This is a genomic window from Kitasatospora sp. NPDC056327 (genome assembly GCF_042261735.1).
Lineage (GTDB): Bacteria > Actinomycetota > Actinomycetes > Streptomycetales > Streptomycetaceae > Kitasatospora.
Map to the genome: position 1 here is coordinate 1 of NZ_JBHJRC010000188.1, position 16,200 is coordinate 16,200.

Here is a 16,200-nt window from a genome sequence, read left to right on the forward strand (position 1 = left end):
CCCGGGAGGGGTTCCTCCCGGGCCGGGGCCCGTCCCGCATCCGCCGTGCGGCGGCTCAGCCGAAGTATCCGAGCGCCCCCACCGCACACAGCCCGCCGGCACCCATGAAGACCGGCATCAGCACCTTCAGCTCCACCCAGCTGCCCGCCCGGAACCGCATGCCCTTCGGCGGGCCCAGCGGGTACCAGCGCTTGCGCCCGATCGGGATCGGCCACAGCACCGGACAGCCCGAGACGGTCAGCGCGTCCCCCAGGCAGTGCACCAGGGCGCCGAGGGTGATCGGCAGGCCGATCCAGAGGTACTCCTGCCCCGGCTGGTCGAACAGCCAGAGCGAGCCGTTGCCCGGCTGGTCCAGCACGCCGGTCAGCACCCAGGTGCCGGCCGCCCCGAGCAGCCAGACCAGCACGTCGCTGGAGACCCGGGCCTGGCGCCAGAGCAGCCCCTCGATCGCCAGCACCATGTGCACGAAGAGCACCGCGAGCACGCCCCACCGTCCGCCGTACACGGTGATCGCCGACGCTCCCGCGCCGCACAGCACCGCCCAGACCCAGGTGTGGGTCAGCGTGCGGTGGCCACCGGTCCGGCGCGGGTCGTGCCTGCTGCGGGTCGCCTTGTAGACGGCGTACGAGAGCTTGTCGATCACCCCGCAGAGGATCCGCGAGACCGGGCCGAACGCCCGGGATATGGTCGCCGCCTTGTGGTCGAGGTCCGGCGCCAGGGCGGCGCCCGCGCAGATCAGCGCCCCCACGAGCAGCACCGGCCAGGGCATCGGTTCGCCCATGGCCTCCGCGATCGCTCCCACGCCCAGCCATGCCGCCGCGCCCGACAGTGAATGCGCCGGTCCCATCATCTTCTCGGCTCCCGCCCTCGTCCTGGACCGCCCGTCGCGAGGGCTTCGCGAGGGCCTGACGGGGCGGCAGCATAGTCGCCCATGATCGAAAACGCTGGAACCTCCGGATTCACCCGAATGGCGGCAGGGAATCCACTGGCAGGAGGAAGCCTTCGGACCGGGGCCGTGACGCCCCATCACCCGTGGGAGTGATCCCGTGGCCCGGGCGTGTCGTGGGCGCCCCCGAACGGCACCGCGCTCCCGGCCGGCACCGGGGCGGCGTCCGCCCCGCTCCCGGCCGGCACCGGGACACCGTCCCCCGGCGCACCGCTTCCGCGCGGCCAGGACAGCGTGGTCAGCGCGCGCAGCAGCCACTCCACCGGCCCGTACGGGTGGCGCCGCAGCCAGCGCCGGCAGAACACCGCCTGCACCGCGAACAGCCCGACGGCGATCAGCGCCACCCCGGGCGGCGCGATCCGGCCGACCAGCCCGGCGCCCACCCCGGTGAAGACGAGCACGCAGACCAGCGACTGGGTCAGGTAGTTGGTGAGCGTCATCCGCCCGGGCGGCGCCAGCACCGCGACCAGCCGGCGCCCGTACCGGCCGCGGGTGAGGCGCAGCACGGTGGCCGCGTACGCGGCGGCCAGCAGCGGTGCCGTGATCACGTCCACCCCGAGCGCGAACACCTGGGCGCCTGCACCGGGATGCGCGAGCGCCGACCAGGTGTAGACGCCCGCGCCGAGCAGCCCGAGCGGGAAGCCCCAGGCCTGGAGCCGGCGCAGGGTCCGCCCGTGCCGGTCGAGGTCCGCCAGCGCCCGGTGCCGGCCGGCCGCCAGCCCGAGCAGGAAGGCCGCGAGGGCCGCCGGCGCCTGGAAGAACACCAGCAGGAACACCACGCCCGGCAGCTGCTCCAGGTGCGCCCCGACCACCTGCCCGAACCCGCCCCGCAGGGCCTCGGTGGCCCGCTGGGCGTCGGCCGCCGCGGCGGCCGGGTCGCCGCCGTCGGCGCCGCGCAGGGCCACGGCGAGCAGCAGATAGGCGGCGGAGGTGGTCACGAACAGCACGACGGCGGTGCGCACCGCCGTGCGCGGCCGGATCCGGTGCAGCGCGAGCAGGACCAGGCCGAGCACGGCGTAGGTGGTGAGGATGTCGCCGGGGAAGAGCAGCACGGCGTGGGCCGTGCCGAGCAGGAGGAGTCCGGCCAGCCGGCGCAGGAAGCGCGGGGCGAAGCGGGCTCCGCGCCGTTCGGCGGAGTCGAGCTGCAGGGTGAAGCTGTAGCCGAAGAGGAACGAGAACAGCAGGAAGAACTTGGCCTCGAAGAACAGCGCCACCACGGCCCGCACCGCGGTGTCGAGCGGCGAGCCGAAGCCCGGCTCGTCGACGCCGGTGCCGTGGTAGGCGGAGGCGAGGTAGGTGATGTTGACGGTCAGGATGCCGAACAGCGCGAATCCGCGCAGCGCGTCGACGTCCGCGAGCCGCCGCCCCGGACCGGCGGTGGCCGGTCCGCTCCGGTGCTGCCCCGTGGAACCCATGGAATCCCCTCCAGAAACTATCGCTCTAAAAACGTTCGTGTTGAGCATGAACGTTATATGCTCGATAGCGCAAGCCGACCGAGGGAGGACCCGCCATGGGGATCGAGGACCAGGACGCCGCGAACGGCGCTCCGACGCTGCTGCGCGCCGTACCCGCAGGAGCCGAGCAGCAGGTCGCCGCGCTCTACTGGGAGGCCTTCGGCCGCAAGCTCGGACCGGCGCTCGACCCGCCCGGGGCGGGCCGCGCCTTCATCGCCCGGCACCTCGACCACGACCGCGGCATCGTCGCCGAACTCGACGGGGAGGTGATCGGCGTGGCCGGCTACCGGCTCGGCGGGAGGGGCCTGACCGGCGGCGACATCGGCGACGTCCTCGCCGCCTACGGGGTCTTCCGCAGCCTCCCCCGGCTCGCCGTGCTCGCGCTCTTCGAGCGCACCCCCGAGCCGGGGGAGCTCGTCATGGACGGCATCGCGGTCGACTCCCGGCACCGCGGCCTGGGCACCGGCGGCCGGCTGCTCACCGGGATCGCGGCGGTCGCCGCCGAGCACGGCTGCCACCGGATCCGGCTCGACGTCATCGACGTCAACCCGCGCGCCCGCGCCCTCTACGAGCGCCACGGCTTCACGGCCGCCCGCACCGAGCGGACGCCGTACCTGCGCACCCTCCTGGGCTTCGGCGCGGTCACCACCATGTACCGCCCGGTCCTCGCCGGCGCCTGAGCCCGCCGCACCGGGGGTTCGGGGGCGCGGCCGGCTTCACCTCCGGCCGCCCGATCGGGCGCTCCGGGCCGGGGCCGCTCCACGGCCACCCCGCCCCACCGGCAGCCGCACCACGGCGACCTCGCCGCCGCTCCGGCACTCCCGGCCCCCGCGGCCGGCCGGCCGACCGGGGTGCGGCGGCGGCCGTGCCCGACCGGCGGCCGCCGCCAGGGCGTGCGTGGGGTCGTTCCGGCGCCCCGGATCCTCCTTGGCGCCCCCCTGCACGAGCGGGGAACCGTCTGAGGGCCCGGCCCGGCGGGAATCACCGGGAGGTGGGAACGAGGGGGAACCGACGGAACTGGTACTACGGACAACTGCCGCTCTGGCTGCGGGGCCTGATCGTCCTGGCGGCCGCGGCGGGGGCCGTCCTCTGCGGTCAGCGGGTCGTCGAGGCGTACGGGGCGACGATGACCTACCGCGCCGCACCGGCCTGTGCTGACGGGAACACCGACGGGCACACGGCCGGAGGCGGCGAGGAGTGCGTGCGCCGCGAGGCGGCCGCGGTGCTCGACCGCCGGACCGGGGAGCGCTGCACCTCCGACAGCACGGGCGGCGGCACCACCACGGCCGGCACGGTGACCGGCGGCGGGAGCGGGACCACCTGCACCACGTACTACTCGCTGAAGGTCGGGTGGCCCGGCAGGGCCGAGTGGCTGGACGTGTCGTGGGAGACCTACGACGAGGCCCGGGCCGGGGATCCGGCCGCCGTCCGGCTCTGGCGCGACGAGGTCGTGACGGCGGAGGTGGGCGACCGCACCCACACCTACCCGCCCTCCTCGGAGGGCGGGGCCGCGGTGTGGCTCGCGGTGGGCTGTCTTGTGCTGGCGGCGGGCGGGTGGGGAGCGGTCAGCGGGCGGCTCTCGGGGCTCCTCGCCCTCCACGGCTTCGGCCTGCTGTTCGTGGCCGTCGGGGTCGGATGGACCGGCGGCCTGGCGCTGTTCGGCGGACACCCCGTGGCCTGGGCCTTCGCCGTCCTGTGGACGGGGTTCGCGGTCGCCTGGACCGTCGGCGCCCGGCGGATCGGCTGAGGCCTCCACCGGGCGTGCCGGATCCTCAGGCGGGAGTCCCGGCAGGAACGGAAAGAACGGAAAGAACGGCAGGAACGGGCAAGGGGCGGAAGCGCGGTCAGAGGTCGATGAGCTCGACGGTCACGGTGGCGCTCTCCCCCGGCCGGAGGCCCTCGGCCTCGCGGACGGCCCGCTTGACGGGGAGGACGTAGCAGCCGCGGCTGTTGTCCGGGAAGACGGACGTCTGCCAGGTGCTGGCGCCGAGGGTGGCACGCACGCGCAGCGAGCCGAAACCGCGGCGCGGGCCGGCGGCCACGTCGCGGATCTCCTCGGAGGCGTCCACGGGAAGACTGACGAAGGTCCAGCTGTCGGCGCGCCGGGCGTCCCAGATCCAGAGCTCGGCCACAAATTCGAACACCACAGCTCCAGCATCGCACGCGGCACCGACAACCGGGTCCCTCGACGTCGGCCGAGCCTCCGTCACATCGCGAGCGAGTGCAGCCGCACGGCTCCCTCGGGCCACCTCGCGCCGTCGCGCAGCGGGAGCCACGGGGTGAACTGATGGCCGGTCACCCCCGCATGACGCCACCCCGCCCGGCGGGGCCGGACGGGGTGGTGGTGCACGGACGGCGCGGGAACGCGGCGGGTCAGCGGACGACGTCGAGGACCTGCTTCTGGAGGCCGTTGGAGTAGACGGCGTGCTCGACCAGCTTCAGCTTCTGGGCGTCCTTGTCCGTGTCGCTGAACAGGCGCTTGCCGGCCCCGAGGAGCAGCGGGTAGACGAGGAGGTGGTAGCGGTCGATCAGGCCGGCGTCGGAGAGGGCCCGGTTCAGGGAGGCGCTGCCGTGGACGATGATCGGGCCGCCCTCGGTCCGCTTCAGGGCGGCGACCTCGTCGAGCGAGCGCAGGATGGTGGTCCCGCCCCAGTCGGAGACCAGGTCGCCGTCGGTGAGGGTGGTGGAGACGACGTACTTCGGCAGGTCCTTGTAGCGCGCGAAGTCGGCCATGTCCGGCCACACGGCGCTGAACGCCTCGTAGCTGGCGCGGCCCAGCAGCATCGCGGTGGCCTCCTCCTGCTCCCGCCCCTTGATCTCGAAGGCCTCGGGGACGAACTCGACGTCCTTGAACGTCCAGCCCGAGTTGCGGTAGCCGGGCTCGCCGCCCGGGGCCTCGACGACGCCGTCGAGGGAGATGAACGCGGAGGTGATCAGGGTGCGCATGACGGTCCTCTGGTGTCTCGTGCGGTGCATCGGTTCACTGGCGGGGAAGTACGGGGAAGTACGGAAGTGCCGGGTGGTCGGGGGTGGTTCGGCGCGGTTCGGGGTGGTTCGGCGTGCGGCTCCCGGCGGGTCAGGCGAGCAGGCCGGACAGCCACCGCTGCCAGGCGGCTCCTGCCCCTGCCCCCTCCGCTCCGGGAGCGAAGAGGTGGTGGAACAGCAGAACCACCCCGCCGCCGTGGTGGAAGGTGCAGAGGGCGTCACCGGTGCGGACGCCGAAGCGTTCCTCGTCCGCCCAGACCACCTCGCCGTCCAGTGGCGGCAGGCCTTCCGGTTCGGCGCGCAGCCGTGCGCCGACGGCCGGCGGGAGCGGCAGCGCGAGGGCGCGCGCCAGGGTCTCCCGCAGGTCCGCGGCCGTCCGGCCGGGCACCGGGGCGACCGCGAACACGGGGACGGCGGTGCGGCCCGGGAAGTGGGCGAGGTACTCGTGGAGCGTGTGGAGGTGGAAGGGCCAGCCGCGGCGCAGCGCGTCGTACTCGTCCTCCCAGTCGTCGCCGAGAAGTCCGCTGTGGACCACGCGGAGCACCGTGGCGCCGCCGTCCCGGCCCTCGATCAGGTACTCGAAGGCCATGAAGCGGCCGTCCTCGGCGGTGGCGGTGCGGGTGGCCAGGCGCTTGCCGGGTTCGTGGGCGGTGATCACCGCCTCCTCCCGGTGGCCGCCGATCTCCATGGCGGCGGTGCCGCCCTCGCGCGGGTCCAGCTCGTTGCGGCCCATGAACCAGGAGTCGAGCCCCGGTCCGGTGGCGATCGCCGCCCAGACCTCGTCCGGGCTCGCGGGCAGCACCGTCTCCAGTTCGATCTCGAACGGGTGGGTCATCGGGAGCTCTCCTGTCCTGCGGCGGCGCCCGGGCCGGTCGTGGCGACCGGGTCGGCGTCGGTCGTGGTGGCGGGGGCCGTCGTGGTGGCGCGGGCGGCGTCGGGGATCTGGTGCAGGCCGACGACGACCCGGTGGGCGCGTCCCCCCGGGGCGGACTCGTCGTGGTACCGGCTGACCAGGGTGGCCACGGCCCCGGCGAGTTCGTCGGCGAAGGCGGTGCGGTCGGCCGCGGAGGCGAACCGCACCCGGGCGTCGATGCCGAAGGCGGCGACCCGCCTCTCGGCCCGGGCGGCGCCGGTGAGCAGGGTTCCGACCTCCTGGACCATCCTGGCCCCCAGGGCCAGCAGCCAGCGGGCGGAGAGCCGGTCGGGCTCGCGGGACGGGTCCGGGCTCACGGCCGCCAGCGCGGCGGGCGAGATCACGTACGAGGCGGCGGTGGCGCGGTACACCCGTTCGGTGACGTTTCCCTTGCGCCGTTCCTCGGCGAGTTCGACCAGTCCGTGCCGCTCCAGCTCCTTCAGGTGGTAGTTGACCTTCTGCCGGGGCAGCCCCAGCCGGCCGGCCAGCACGGCCGCCGAGCCGGGCTCGGCCAGGGCGGCGAGGATCCGGGACCGGATGGGGTCCAGCGAAGCCGCGGCCGCGGCGGGTTCTTCGATCACAGCGACGTCCAGCACGCTTCGAGCATCTCGCCGACAAAAAAATTTGTCAAGGAAAAAATACCTGTCGGTGGAAAGCCGGACGGCACCCGTCCCCTCGTCGGGGCGGGTGCCGTCCGGGGTGCGCCGGGGGCCGGGGTCAGGCGCCGGCCGCGAGCTCGGCGTTGGCGCGCTCGGTGACCAGCGCCAGGACGCGGCCGGCGACGGCCAGGTCCTCGGCGGGGATGCCCGCGTAGAGACGGGCGGCGATCGCGGCACCGTCGGCGGCGGTGCGGTCGGCGAGCTCGCGCCCGGCGGCGGACAGGCGCAGCCGGGAGGGCCCGGCCGGGTCCCGCTCCAGCGGCCCGGCGGTCACCAGGCCGTCGACGACGGCCCGCACTGCCGGCTCCGGGGCCTTCAGCGACCCGACGACATCGGCGACCAGCGCGTCCCGGTCGACGGAGCCGCCGGCGAGGACGACCGCCCGCAGCGCCACGCTCTGCTCGAAGGCGAGGCCCCGGCGGGTGAGCGCACCCTCCAGGAGGGCACGGGAGGCGTGGTGCGCCAGGGCGATGGCGCGGCCGTTGACGGCGGGTGCGGCGGTGGCGGTCATGCGTGCTCCTCGTTGCCGGTGGGCGGATCGGACGGGACGGACGGGACGGGCAGGTCGGACAGGACGGGCAGGTCGGCCCGGACGGACGGGACGGACCGGACGGACGGGACGGGCCCGCCGTGCGGATCCGGGGAGGCCCCGGACTCCAGGGGAACGTCGAGCAGGGCCGCCAGCTCGTGCCTGAACTGCCGTGTGCGGGCGCTGTCCTGACCGCCGAGCGGCTCCAGCATCCGGTCGAGCACCCCCTGGACGACCGCGATGGCGCGGCGGGTGACGTCGGCGCCCTGCTCGGTGAGCGAGAGCTGCATGGCCCTCGGGTCGCGCGGGTCCCGGCCCCGGGCGAGCAGGCCCGCGGCCTCCAGCGCGCGGACCAGTCTGGAGACGTAGAGCGGCTCCAGCCCTGCCTGGTCGGCCAGCTGACGCTGGCTCGGCCGTTCGCCCGAGCGCGCCAGCCCGTACAGGGAGGCCACCACCACGTACTGGGCGTGGGTCAGCCCCAACGGCACCAGCGCACGGTCCACGGCGACCCGCCACTTCATCGACAGGCGCCAGACCAGGGCTCCGGCCGTGGCGCGCTCCGCTGCTGAACTCATGGCGGATACCGTACATGGCTACTATGTCCATGACTACTGTTTCGGGCCGGTGACATCCCTGGGACAGGGGAATGCCCCTGGGGCGGGCGGGGGTTGGAACAGCCCGTACCGTCCGACGAGGAAGGGAAGGCACCACCATGCCGGGAGCAGTGGTCATCGGAGCGGGGCCGGGCATCGGACAGGCGGTGGCCCGCCGGTTCGCACGCGAGGGGCTGTCCGTCGGGGTCGTCGCGCGGACCGACGCCACGGCGAAGGCCGCCCTCGAAGCCGTCCGGCAGGCGGCCGCCGGCACGGGCGGCGCCGCCGCGGCCCGGACCGCGGACAGCACCGACGAGACCGCCCTGCGCGCCGCCCTCGACGGCCTGGCGGCCGAACTGGGCCCGCCGGACGTCCTCGTCTACAACGCGGCGCTGGTCCGCGCCGACACCGTCGGGGAACTGTCCGCCCGCGAGCACCTCGACGCCTGGGCCGTCAACGTGGTGGGTGCGCTCACCGCCGCCGCGCACACCGCGCCGGGGATGGCACAGCGCGGCCGGGGCACGATCCTGATCACCAGCGGCATGCCCGTCACCCGGCCGACCCACGTCAGCCTCTCCCTCGGCAAGGCCGGCGTCCGCGCGGCCGTCTCGCTCCTGGACCAGACGTACGGCGCCGCCGGCGTCCACGCGGCGAGCGTGACCGTGGCCGGGCCCGTCGCACCGGGGACGGACTTCGACCCCGACGACATCGCCGAGCACTACTGGCGGCTGCACACCCAGCCGCGCGAGTCCTGGGAGCACGAGGCGCTGCACGGCGGCTGACCTCGCGCACCCGGCGAACGGCTGTTGCGGGCCCGCCGTCCCGGGCATGCTCGTTCCGACCGCGGCCGCGGCCACGAGCCCACCGGAGAGGAGCGGCGACCAGTGCCCGACGAGGAACCAGACCACGACCGGAACCACGGGAGCGGGGAGGAGGGCGGGGAGCGGGCGGCGGACCGGAACGGGCCCCGGGGCGGCGGTCTGCTCCGGCGGCTCGTCGGCGAGACCTGGCTGGACGTCCACCGGTCCGGCACCCTGGCCGTCGTCGGCTTCGGACCGCCGGCCCCCCGGCCGCCGGACGGCTCCGGCGGGGCCCCGGCGGGCGGGTGGTACGCCGTGCACGCCCGCTGCCCGTTCCGGATCGTCCAGGACGGGCGGGTCTACCTCGGCTCCGACGACCTGGTGCCCACCCGCGGCGGCAACCGTCCGCAGGGCGGCGGACCGCCGCGGATGCAGTTCGACATCGGCGCGGACGCCCTGCGGAGCTTCCTCCGCCGGACGGGCCCCCGGGTGCTGTCGGTCGAACGCGCCCCGGAGGGCGATCTGCGGATCGGACTCGAACACGGTCTGCGGATCGACGTCCTGCCGACCAGTTCCAAGCGCGGCGAGTCCTGGCGCCTCCTGGTCCGCGGCGGCGGACACCTCGCCTTCCCCCCGGAGGACTGAGCCGCTCGGCGGGCCACGGGGCGAAGGACGGGCCCCGGGCGGCGGACCGGCCCGGGCCGCGGACGGGGCCCGCGCGCGGGCCCCGTCCTGGCGGCGCGTCCGCTAGGCCACGACCTGGACCTTGTCGGCCTGCATGCCCTTCTGGCCCTGGACCGCCTCGAACGTCACCTTCTGCCCCTCCACCAGGGACTTGAAGCCGTTCCCCTCGATCGCCCTGAAGTGCACGAAGAGGTCGGGGCCGGACTCCGGGGTGATGAAGCCATAGCCCTTCTCGTCGTTGAACCACTTCACGGTGCCGTTCTGGCGCTCGGCCATGTCTTCTCCTTGCGTGCGGATCGCGCTGGCCCGGCCAGTCTCTCACGCAGAGCAGCAGGATCATGACGAAGCGTAGCGACCCTCCGGACCGGCCTCGCCGGCCCCGTCCCGTCCCGGCGTCGGCCGGTCCGCCGCCGGGACGGCACGAGCCGTCAGCTGTCCGAGCGGAACGCCCCGTGCACCCGCAGGTCCGCCTGGATCGCGACCTTGTCGTCACCGGTGTGCAGGATCCAGCCGACGTCCTCGCTGCGCACCGAGAGGTGCTGGTTGGCGTTGACCTTCCCGTGGAACACCGACTCCCCGGCGACCCGCAGCCCGGTCCGGATCGACACCAGCTCGTCGCTGGTGTGCAGCACCCACCCGGAGCTCTCGTTGCGCACCGAGAGGTGCTGGTTGGCGTTCACCTTCCCGTGGAACACCGACTCCCCGTGGACGGCGAGCGTGAACTGCCCGTCCTGGGTCGTCAGCTTGTTCCTGACCGTCAGGTCGCTCGCGGTGACCGCGCCGCCGACCTCCAGGTTGCGCAGCGGCCGCACGTCGCCGTGCACGGTGAGGTCGCCGTTGGCCGAGAGGTCGCCGCCCACCACGACCTTCCGGTCGGCGCGCAGCTCCTCCTCGACCTCCAGAAGGCCGTGCACGATCAGCCGGGCCGGGCCGTCCTGCGTCTCCAGGACGTCGCCGACCGTCAACCCGCCCTGGACGGTGAGGCGTTCCTTCACCTGGGCACGGGCGGTGACCAGGTCGTTCAGGTCCGCCCGGTCGGCCGCGACGGTGCCCCACTGCCGGCTGCCGGCGCCCTGGAACACGTTGATGCCGTTGGCCGGGAACTCGATCCACCCGGCGCTGCCGTCGGCGCCCTGCACCCACTTGGTGTGGATGCCGTTCACGTCGGCCTTGTCGGCCCGGACGACGCCCCAGTCGCGCCCGGTGCCGTGGAAGACGTTCACGCCGCCGTCCGCGAACTCGATCCAGCCGTCCGCGTCGTTCCGGCCCCGCACCAGGCCGGTCCGCACGCTGGTGAGGTCGGCGGCGCCGGCCGTGAGGGCACCCGGGTCCCGGCCGGTGCCGTGGAAGACGTTGACCCCGCCGTCCGCGAACTCGATCCAGCCGTCCGCGTCGTTGCGGCCGCGCGCCAGCAGCGTCCTGACGGTGTTGACGTCGGCGGTGTCCGCCGTGAGGGTGCCCGGAGCGCCGCCCTGTTCCTGGACCTCGGCGCCGGCCGTGGTGAAGGTGACCCGGCCCGGGGTCGTCGTCCCCTCGATCCAGGGGCTGCGCGTCCCGCTCCCGAACTCCGGGACCAGGGCGTGGACGGTGGTGGTGAGGAAGTAGCCCGCCTCCGGCTGCCCGATGCCGGGCGTCCCCGCGACGAGCGTGTACGTCGTGCCGCGCTTCGGCGCCGCGGTCGACCAGGAGTGGGAGGCCTGCGCGACCGCCGGTCCGCCGGAGGCCGCGACGTGGTGCACGTCGTTCCCCTCGGGGTCGCGGATCCAGTAGTCGAGGTTGTCGGGGCCGTCCCAGCGCAGCACCAGCGCATCGCCGGCGTCCGTGTCCAGCAGGGCGAGGTCCGCCCGGAAGTTGGCGGGGACCCTGGGCCGCTGCTTCACCAGGCCGAGGACCGTGGTGTAGTGCGTCCCCAGCGTGGCCCTCCTGGAGTCACCGCCGCCCGCCCGCTCGTGGATCCGCAGCGCGACCAGGCCCTCGCCCCGGGAGACCGGGACGTTCTCCAGCTTCAGGATCACGGCCTCGCGGGCGCGCAGGTTCACCGCGAAGCCCGAGGACGACTCGGCGCGGAAGAGGCCGAGGCCGGCGTTCCAGGCGAGGGTCGGCACGTCGCGCCAGGGCCTGCTGTCGGTCTTGGAGAGGCTCGCGGTGATCGCCGCGGGGTCGTTCGTCAGGTGCTCGGGGCCGGTACCGACCGGGATCTCCAGGTCGATGTACTCCCACTCCACCACGGCCTGGTGCGTGTTGGAGGCGATCACGTACACCGTCCCGACGGAGGGTGCTCCGTCGGACGAGGCCTGGATCGACGTCGGATCCGTGACGATCTCGTAGTGCAGCAGAGCGGGCACGGCAAGAACTCCCTACCTCGGCGTTGGACACGATGCACACGATGCGGGCGGACGGCCCGCGGTGGGGGACCGGTACGGGCGGGCGCGGGGGAACGGCATGCGGAAACGGCGCGGGAGGACCCCGCGGAGGGACCGCGCGAGAGGACCGCGCGGGAGATGGTGTCGACCGTTCCGTCGACGGTACGCGCCGCCCAACCGCCCACGAACCGCGAATCCGGCGAGCTGGCCCGAACCGGGCGCCCTGTGGCCGGAACCACGGCCGGGGGGAGCACGGTTGCGCCCACAGTGAAGCCCGGTCACGGACGGGTCCGGCGGCGGCTACCGTCGGGCCCATGACGACGGTAACCACACGCACGGTCGCCTACCCGGCCGACGGCCTCACCATGATCGGACACCTCGCGCTGCCCGCCGGCACCGGCCGGCGGCCCGGCGTCCTGCTCGGCCCCGAGGGACCGGGGCTGAACGACGTCCAGCGCCGCCGCGCCGACGCCCTCGCCGAACTCGGTTACGTGGCGCTGGCGTTCGACATCCACGGCGGGCGCTGGTTCACCGATCCGCAGGAAATGCTGGCGCGCACGACCCCGTTGCTCGCCGACCCCGACCGGATGCGGGAGATCGGGCACGCGGCGCTCGACGTGCTGCGCGCCGAACCGCGGACCGACCCCGGCCGGCTCGCCGCGGTCGGGTACGGCACCGGAGGCGCGATCGCGCTGGAACTCGGCCGCGACGGCGTCGACCTGCGGGCGATCGGGACGGTCAACGGGCTCCTCACGGGCCGCCCCGGCGAGGCCGCGCGGATCCGCTGTCCCGTGTGGGCCGGCGTCGGCTCCGAGGACCCGATCATGCCGCCCGAGCAGCGGGACGCCTTCGCCGCCGAGATGCAGGCCGCCGGAGTCGACTGGCGCCTCGTGGTCTACGGCGGGGCGCTGCACGCCTTCCACCACCCGCCGGTCGAGCAGGAGGTGGTCCCCGGCGTCGGCCACCATCCGCTGCACGCGGAACGCGCCTGGCGCGATGTCGTCGCGCTGCTCGACGAGTGCGTGCCGGTCACCGCCACGGACTGAGCCGCGGCGCGGGCGGGGACGGGGGCGCGCCGGGGCGGTGGCCCGCCGCCGGGGACCTGCGGGACCGGAGGTGCGCGACCCGGTGGCGGCCGGAGCGGATGTCGGGGAGGCTCTGCTCCATGGTCTCGGTACTGCAGAACGTGGCGGTCGACTGCGCGGACGCCTACGGGCTGGCCCGCTTCTGGAGCGCGGTCACCGGCCGCCCGCCGCACCCGGACGACAGGCCGGGCGATCCGGAGGTGCGGGTGATGCTCGCGGAGGGCCCGGTGCTGTACTTCAACCAGGTCCCCGAGGCCAAGGCGGTGAAGAACCGGCTCCACCTCTGCCTGCGCCCGGAGACCTCCCGGGACGAGGAGGTCGAACGGCTGCTGGACCTCGGCGCCACCCTGGTCGCCGACCGCCGCGAACCCGACGGCTCCGGCTGGGCGGTCCTGGCCGACCCCGAGGGCAACGAGTTCTGCGTCCTGCGCGGCGACGCCGACCGGGCCGCCGCCGCGGGCTGACGGCCGGCGCCGTCGGGCGGGGCGGACCGGCGGGGCCGGAGGGGCCCGCGGGCGGCGCTCCGTTCGATTCCGTTCCGGGCAATGACTCCGTACCGAGGTTGTCATTGTGGTGCTGCCGGGGCCGTCCGCAGGATGGGGCGTACCGACACCGGCACGACCTGCGAGGAACCCATGATCGTCATCACCGCCCCCACCGGGAACATCGGCCGTCACCTGCTCGCCCGGCTCCTTGGGTCCGCACCCGCCGCGGGTGAGCGGCTGCGGGTGGTGATGCGCGATCCCGCCCGGCTGCCGGCGGCCGCCCGCGGACGCGTCGAGGTGGTCACCGGCTCCCACGGGGAGGCCGCCGTCCTCGACCGGGCGTTCGACGGTGCGGACGCCGTCTTCTGGCTCGTCCCCCCGGATGCCTCCCGGCCCCCGGAGGAGGCCTTCAGCGGCTTCACCCGCCCCGCCGCCGAGGCGCTCGCCGCCCACCGGGTCGGCCGTGTCGTCGGCGTCTCGGCGCTCGGCCGCGGCACCCCGCTCGCCGGCCGGGCCGGTCTCGTCACCGCCTCGCTCGCCATGGACGACCTGATCGCCGGTACGGGCGTCGCTTATCGGGCCCTGGCCTGCCCGTCCTTCTTCGAGAACCTGCTGGAGGAGGCCGCCTCGATCCGCGAGCGGGGCGTCTTCACCGACACCGCGGACCCCGGCCGGAAGGCCCCGATGGTCGCCGCCGCCGACATCGCGGCCGCCGCGGCCGGCCTGCTGCTGGACCGCTCGTGGACCGGCACCGGCAGCGTCCCCGTCCTCGGCCCCCGGGACCTCTCCCCCGACGACCTGGCCCGCGTCATGACCGCACAGCTCGGCCGACACGTCCGCTACCGGCGGCAGCGGCTCGGCGAGCTGTACGGGGCGCTCGTCGGGCACGGCCTCGACGAGGCCTTCGTCCGGGGCCTGGTGGACATGAAGCGGGCCAAGGAGGAGGGCCTCGACGCCGGTGTCGCCCGGACCGCGGAGACCGCCTCGCCCACCGGCTTCGAGGAGTGGTGCGCGCGGACCCTCCGGCCCGCCGTGCTCGGCTGAGGCCGGGCACGGGGCGCCGACCGGCGGGGCGGTTGCCGTGTCCGGCGAGGCGGCTCAGGCCCCGGTGGTGGCGGGGGGCGGGGTGGGCAGGCCCGGGCCGGTCGGGGGCGTGGTCGGCCGGGGCAGGCAGGGCTTGGTCGACGTCGGGGCGGGGCTGCCCGGGGTGGAGGTGGGACCGGGCGTCGGGCTCTCGCACCCGGAGGGGTACATCGGCCCGATCATCGAGACCCGGCTGACCCGGTAGGGAGCCTGTCCGTACCAGCCGTGGAAGGTGATCCGCACCTCGCGCACGTCGCCGACGCGGATGGTCGTGGCGAGTGCCTTCTCCTCCGGGCCGTTGGCCCACAGCGTCTCGACGCCCTTGCCCAGCCCGGTGTCGGAGATGGTGACGAAGGTGTAGGCACCGGAGACGTACGCGTAGAAGGGGTAGTACGTGCCGGGCACCACCGTGACCGTCTGGGTGCAACTGGCGTAGCTGTCCGCGCTGGGTCGGCCCTCCACGCCGCGCTCCAGCTCGACGAACTCGCCCTCGCAGGACCAGCCCCGGGCGAGCGGGCCGGTGAAGTCGCCGTTCCTGATCAGCTCGACGGGTGCGGGCTGGGCGGTGGCGGAGCCGGTCGCGCCGAACGCGGCCGCCCCGGCGAGGACGAGCGCGCCGAGGACGGCGGCGAGCGGACCGCCGGTCCGGGCGCGGCGGCGCCGGCGGGTGGAAGGGGCTGGGGCTGGGACTGGTGCACGCATGCCGTCTCCGGGTGTGGGGGTGCCGATGGGCAGCAGTGCGAGGGAGTGGTCCACACCATGGAGGATGCGGCCCGCCACCGTCAAGGGGAGGCGGGGGCTCCGCCCCGCGGGACGGCCGGTCCGCCATCCACCCTTTGCCGTGGATACGCTGACGAATTGTCAGGCGCTCCCGCTCGGGGACCCGGTGGCAGCCCTGCGGTTCGGCGCAGCGCCGCCCCGGCGGTTCCCGTGAGCCTCGGCGATGACGTCACCGCCGGTCCGGCCGGCCGTGCAGGGGCCGGAACCGGGGACGGGGACCTCGCACGGGAGCGTCCCGCCCGCGGCAGCGGGCCGGTCACAGGAGCGCGGGCGGCCGAGCGGTTCCAGGACGGCGCGGCTGCCCGCCCCGGCGGGCGGAGCGGCGACGGCGCGGCTGCCCGCCCCGGCGGGCGGAGCGGCGACGGCGCGGCCCCTCAGCGCCCGGGGCGCCCGGCCGTCAGTTCGTCGAGGTCAAGGGTGGTGAGGGCCCTGGCCACCGGAACGCCCGTGCGGGCCGATGCCGCCAGCCGGGCCCTGACCTCACCGGGGGTGCGGGGCCGCCAACCGGGGCCGTCGCAGCAGGACGAGTGGAAGCCGACTCCCGCGTTCAGGACCGCGGTGAGCGCGCGCCAGCCCGCGGTGTCGCGGCGGGCCGGGACGGCGAGGTCGTGGCCGGCGTCGACCAGTTCGCCCCGGCACCGCGGGCAGCGGTGGACCGTGCGCGGCGCCGACCTCTTCTTGCAGGAGGCCCGGCAGGGCAGGCAGACGTAGTGCCTGCTCGAACTGATGCGGCGGAAGCACATACCCGCATCCTAGGAGGCAGCCGCTCCCACGGGGGGCAGGGCGGACGTGCCGCCCCCTCCCCGCCCACGGCGACGGACCGGACGGCCCGGGGGCGGGC

General features: G+C 75.1%; 18 protein-coding genes and 1 pseudogene. 7 read left to right on the plus strand and 12 right to left on the minus strand.

Translation table 11 applies throughout. The features are described 5' to 3' along the window. Positions 1 to 55: 55 nt before the first annotated feature. Complete coding sequence (locus ACFCX4_RS24435) at positions 56 to 850, minus strand: metal-dependent hydrolase (RefSeq protein ID WP_376146050.1); 795 nt, start codon at positions 848 to 850, stop codon at positions 56 to 58. A 176-nt stretch (positions 851 to 1,026) separates the two neighbouring features. Continuing rightward, the gene (locus ACFCX4_RS24440) at positions 1,027 to 2,361 is read right to left on the minus strand and encodes a DUF418 domain-containing protein (RefSeq protein ID WP_376146053.1); all 1,335 of its coding nucleotides are present in this window, start codon (positions 2,359 to 2,361) and stop codon (positions 1,027 to 1,029) included. A gap of 95 nt (positions 2,362 to 2,456) precedes the next feature. Between ACFCX4_RS24440 and ACFCX4_RS24445 the strand changes: the two genes are divergently transcribed. Continuing rightward, positions 2,457 to 3,080, plus strand: a complete 624-nt coding sequence (locus ACFCX4_RS24445) for a GNAT family N-acetyltransferase (protein ID WP_376146056.1) — start codon at positions 2,457 to 2,459, stop codon at positions 3,078 to 3,080. A gap of 311 nt (positions 3,081 to 3,391) precedes the next feature. After that, a complete protein-coding gene (locus tag ACFCX4_RS24450) occupies positions 3,392 to 4,147 on the plus strand; it encodes a hypothetical protein (protein WP_376146059.1) in 756 nt (251 codons plus the stop codon). A 97-nt stretch (positions 4,148 to 4,244) separates the two neighbouring features. On the opposite strand, the gene ACFCX4_RS24455 is transcribed toward ACFCX4_RS24450, so the two are convergent. The 6 genes and pseudogenes from ACFCX4_RS24455 to ACFCX4_RS24480 all read right to left on the minus strand — a co-directional run. Continuing rightward, entirely contained in the window at positions 4,245 to 4,547 is a 303-nt protein-coding gene (locus ACFCX4_RS24455; protein WP_376146061.1) for a DUF1905 domain-containing protein, read from the minus strand. A gap of 226 nt (positions 4,548 to 4,773) precedes the next feature. After that, positions 4,774 to 5,346, minus strand: coding sequence for a dihydrofolate reductase family protein (locus ACFCX4_RS24460; RefSeq protein WP_376146064.1), 573 nt, complete (start codon positions 5,344 to 5,346; stop codon positions 4,774 to 4,776). A gap of 130 nt (positions 5,347 to 5,476) precedes the next feature. After that, the gene (locus ACFCX4_RS24465) at positions 5,477 to 6,220 is read right to left on the minus strand and encodes an SRPBCC domain-containing protein (protein ID WP_376146067.1); all 744 of its coding nucleotides are present in this window, start codon (positions 6,218 to 6,220) and stop codon (positions 5,477 to 5,479) included. Next, a complete protein-coding gene (locus ACFCX4_RS24470) occupies positions 6,217 to 6,894 on the minus strand; it encodes an ArsR/SmtB family transcription factor (RefSeq protein ID WP_376146071.1) in 678 nt (225 codons plus the stop codon). The genes ACFCX4_RS24465 and ACFCX4_RS24470 overlap by 4 nt, the downstream gene beginning before the upstream one ends. 121 nt (positions 6,895 to 7,015) lie before the next feature. Continuing rightward, a complete protein-coding gene (locus tag ACFCX4_RS24475) occupies positions 7,016 to 7,468 on the minus strand; it encodes a MarR family transcriptional regulator (protein WP_376146074.1) in 453 nt (150 codons plus the stop codon). Positions 7,469 to 7,611: 143 nt separating this feature from the next. Further along, positions 7,612 to 8,061 (minus strand): annotated as a pseudogene (locus ACFCX4_RS24480) (MarR family winged helix-turn-helix transcriptional regulator); the annotation flags it as partial. 137 nt (positions 8,062 to 8,198) lie between these two features. Here ACFCX4_RS24480 and ACFCX4_RS24485 point away from each other — a divergent pair. Together ACFCX4_RS24485 and ACFCX4_RS24490 are read left to right on the plus strand one after the other, a co-directional pair. After that, positions 8,199 to 8,861, plus strand: coding sequence for an SDR family NAD(P)-dependent oxidoreductase (locus ACFCX4_RS24485; protein ID WP_376146077.1), 663 nt, complete (start codon positions 8,199 to 8,201; stop codon positions 8,859 to 8,861). Between the two features lie 102 nt (positions 8,862 to 8,963). After that, entirely contained in the window at positions 8,964 to 9,524 is a 561-nt protein-coding gene (locus ACFCX4_RS24490) for a hypothetical protein (protein ID WP_376146080.1), read from the plus strand. Between the two features lie 102 nt (positions 9,525 to 9,626). Here the strand turns inward: ACFCX4_RS24490 and ACFCX4_RS24495 are convergent, their stop codons facing one another. Continuing rightward, positions 9,627 to 9,839, minus strand: a complete 213-nt coding sequence (locus tag ACFCX4_RS24495) for a cold-shock protein (RefSeq protein ID WP_376146082.1) — start codon at positions 9,837 to 9,839, stop codon at positions 9,627 to 9,629. Positions 9,840 to 9,991: 152 nt separating this feature from the next. Then, the gene (locus ACFCX4_RS24500; protein WP_376146085.1) at positions 9,992 to 11,908 is read right to left on the minus strand and encodes a hypothetical protein; all 1,917 of its coding nucleotides are present in this window, start codon (positions 11,906 to 11,908) and stop codon (positions 9,992 to 9,994) included. Between the two features lie 332 nt (positions 11,909 to 12,240). Here ACFCX4_RS24500 and ACFCX4_RS24505 point away from each other — a divergent pair, with 332 nt between their 5' ends. From ACFCX4_RS24505 to ACFCX4_RS24515, 3 genes are all read left to right on the plus strand, one after another. After that, the gene (locus ACFCX4_RS24505) at positions 12,241 to 12,972 is read left to right on the plus strand and encodes a dienelactone hydrolase family protein (RefSeq protein ID WP_376146088.1); all 732 of its coding nucleotides are present in this window, start codon (positions 12,241 to 12,243) and stop codon (positions 12,970 to 12,972) included. Between the two features lie 119 nt (positions 12,973 to 13,091). Beyond that, positions 13,092 to 13,475 carry a VOC family protein gene (locus ACFCX4_RS24510; RefSeq protein WP_376146091.1) on the plus strand — a complete coding sequence of 128 codons (384 nt, stop codon included), beginning with the start codon at positions 13,092 to 13,094 and terminating at the stop codon, positions 13,473 to 13,475. 171 nt (positions 13,476 to 13,646) lie between these two features. Then, positions 13,647 to 14,540, plus strand: a complete 894-nt coding sequence (locus tag ACFCX4_RS24515) for an NAD(P)H-binding protein (RefSeq protein WP_376146094.1) — start codon at positions 13,647 to 13,649, stop codon at positions 14,538 to 14,540. Between the two features lie 54 nt (positions 14,541 to 14,594). On the opposite strand, the gene ACFCX4_RS24520 is transcribed toward ACFCX4_RS24515, so the two are convergent. Together ACFCX4_RS24520 and ACFCX4_RS24525 are read right to left on the minus strand one after the other, a co-directional pair. After that, the gene (locus ACFCX4_RS24520) at positions 14,595 to 15,281 is read right to left on the minus strand and encodes a hypothetical protein (protein WP_376146097.1); all 687 of its coding nucleotides are present in this window, start codon (positions 15,279 to 15,281) and stop codon (positions 14,595 to 14,597) included. Positions 15,282 to 15,733: 452 nt separating this feature from the next. Further along, on the minus strand, positions 15,734 to 16,102 hold the full coding sequence (locus ACFCX4_RS24525; protein ID WP_376146100.1) for a hypothetical protein: 369 nt from the start codon (positions 16,100 to 16,102) through the stop codon (positions 15,734 to 15,736). Between the last annotated feature and the right edge of the window lie 98 nt (positions 16,103 to 16,200).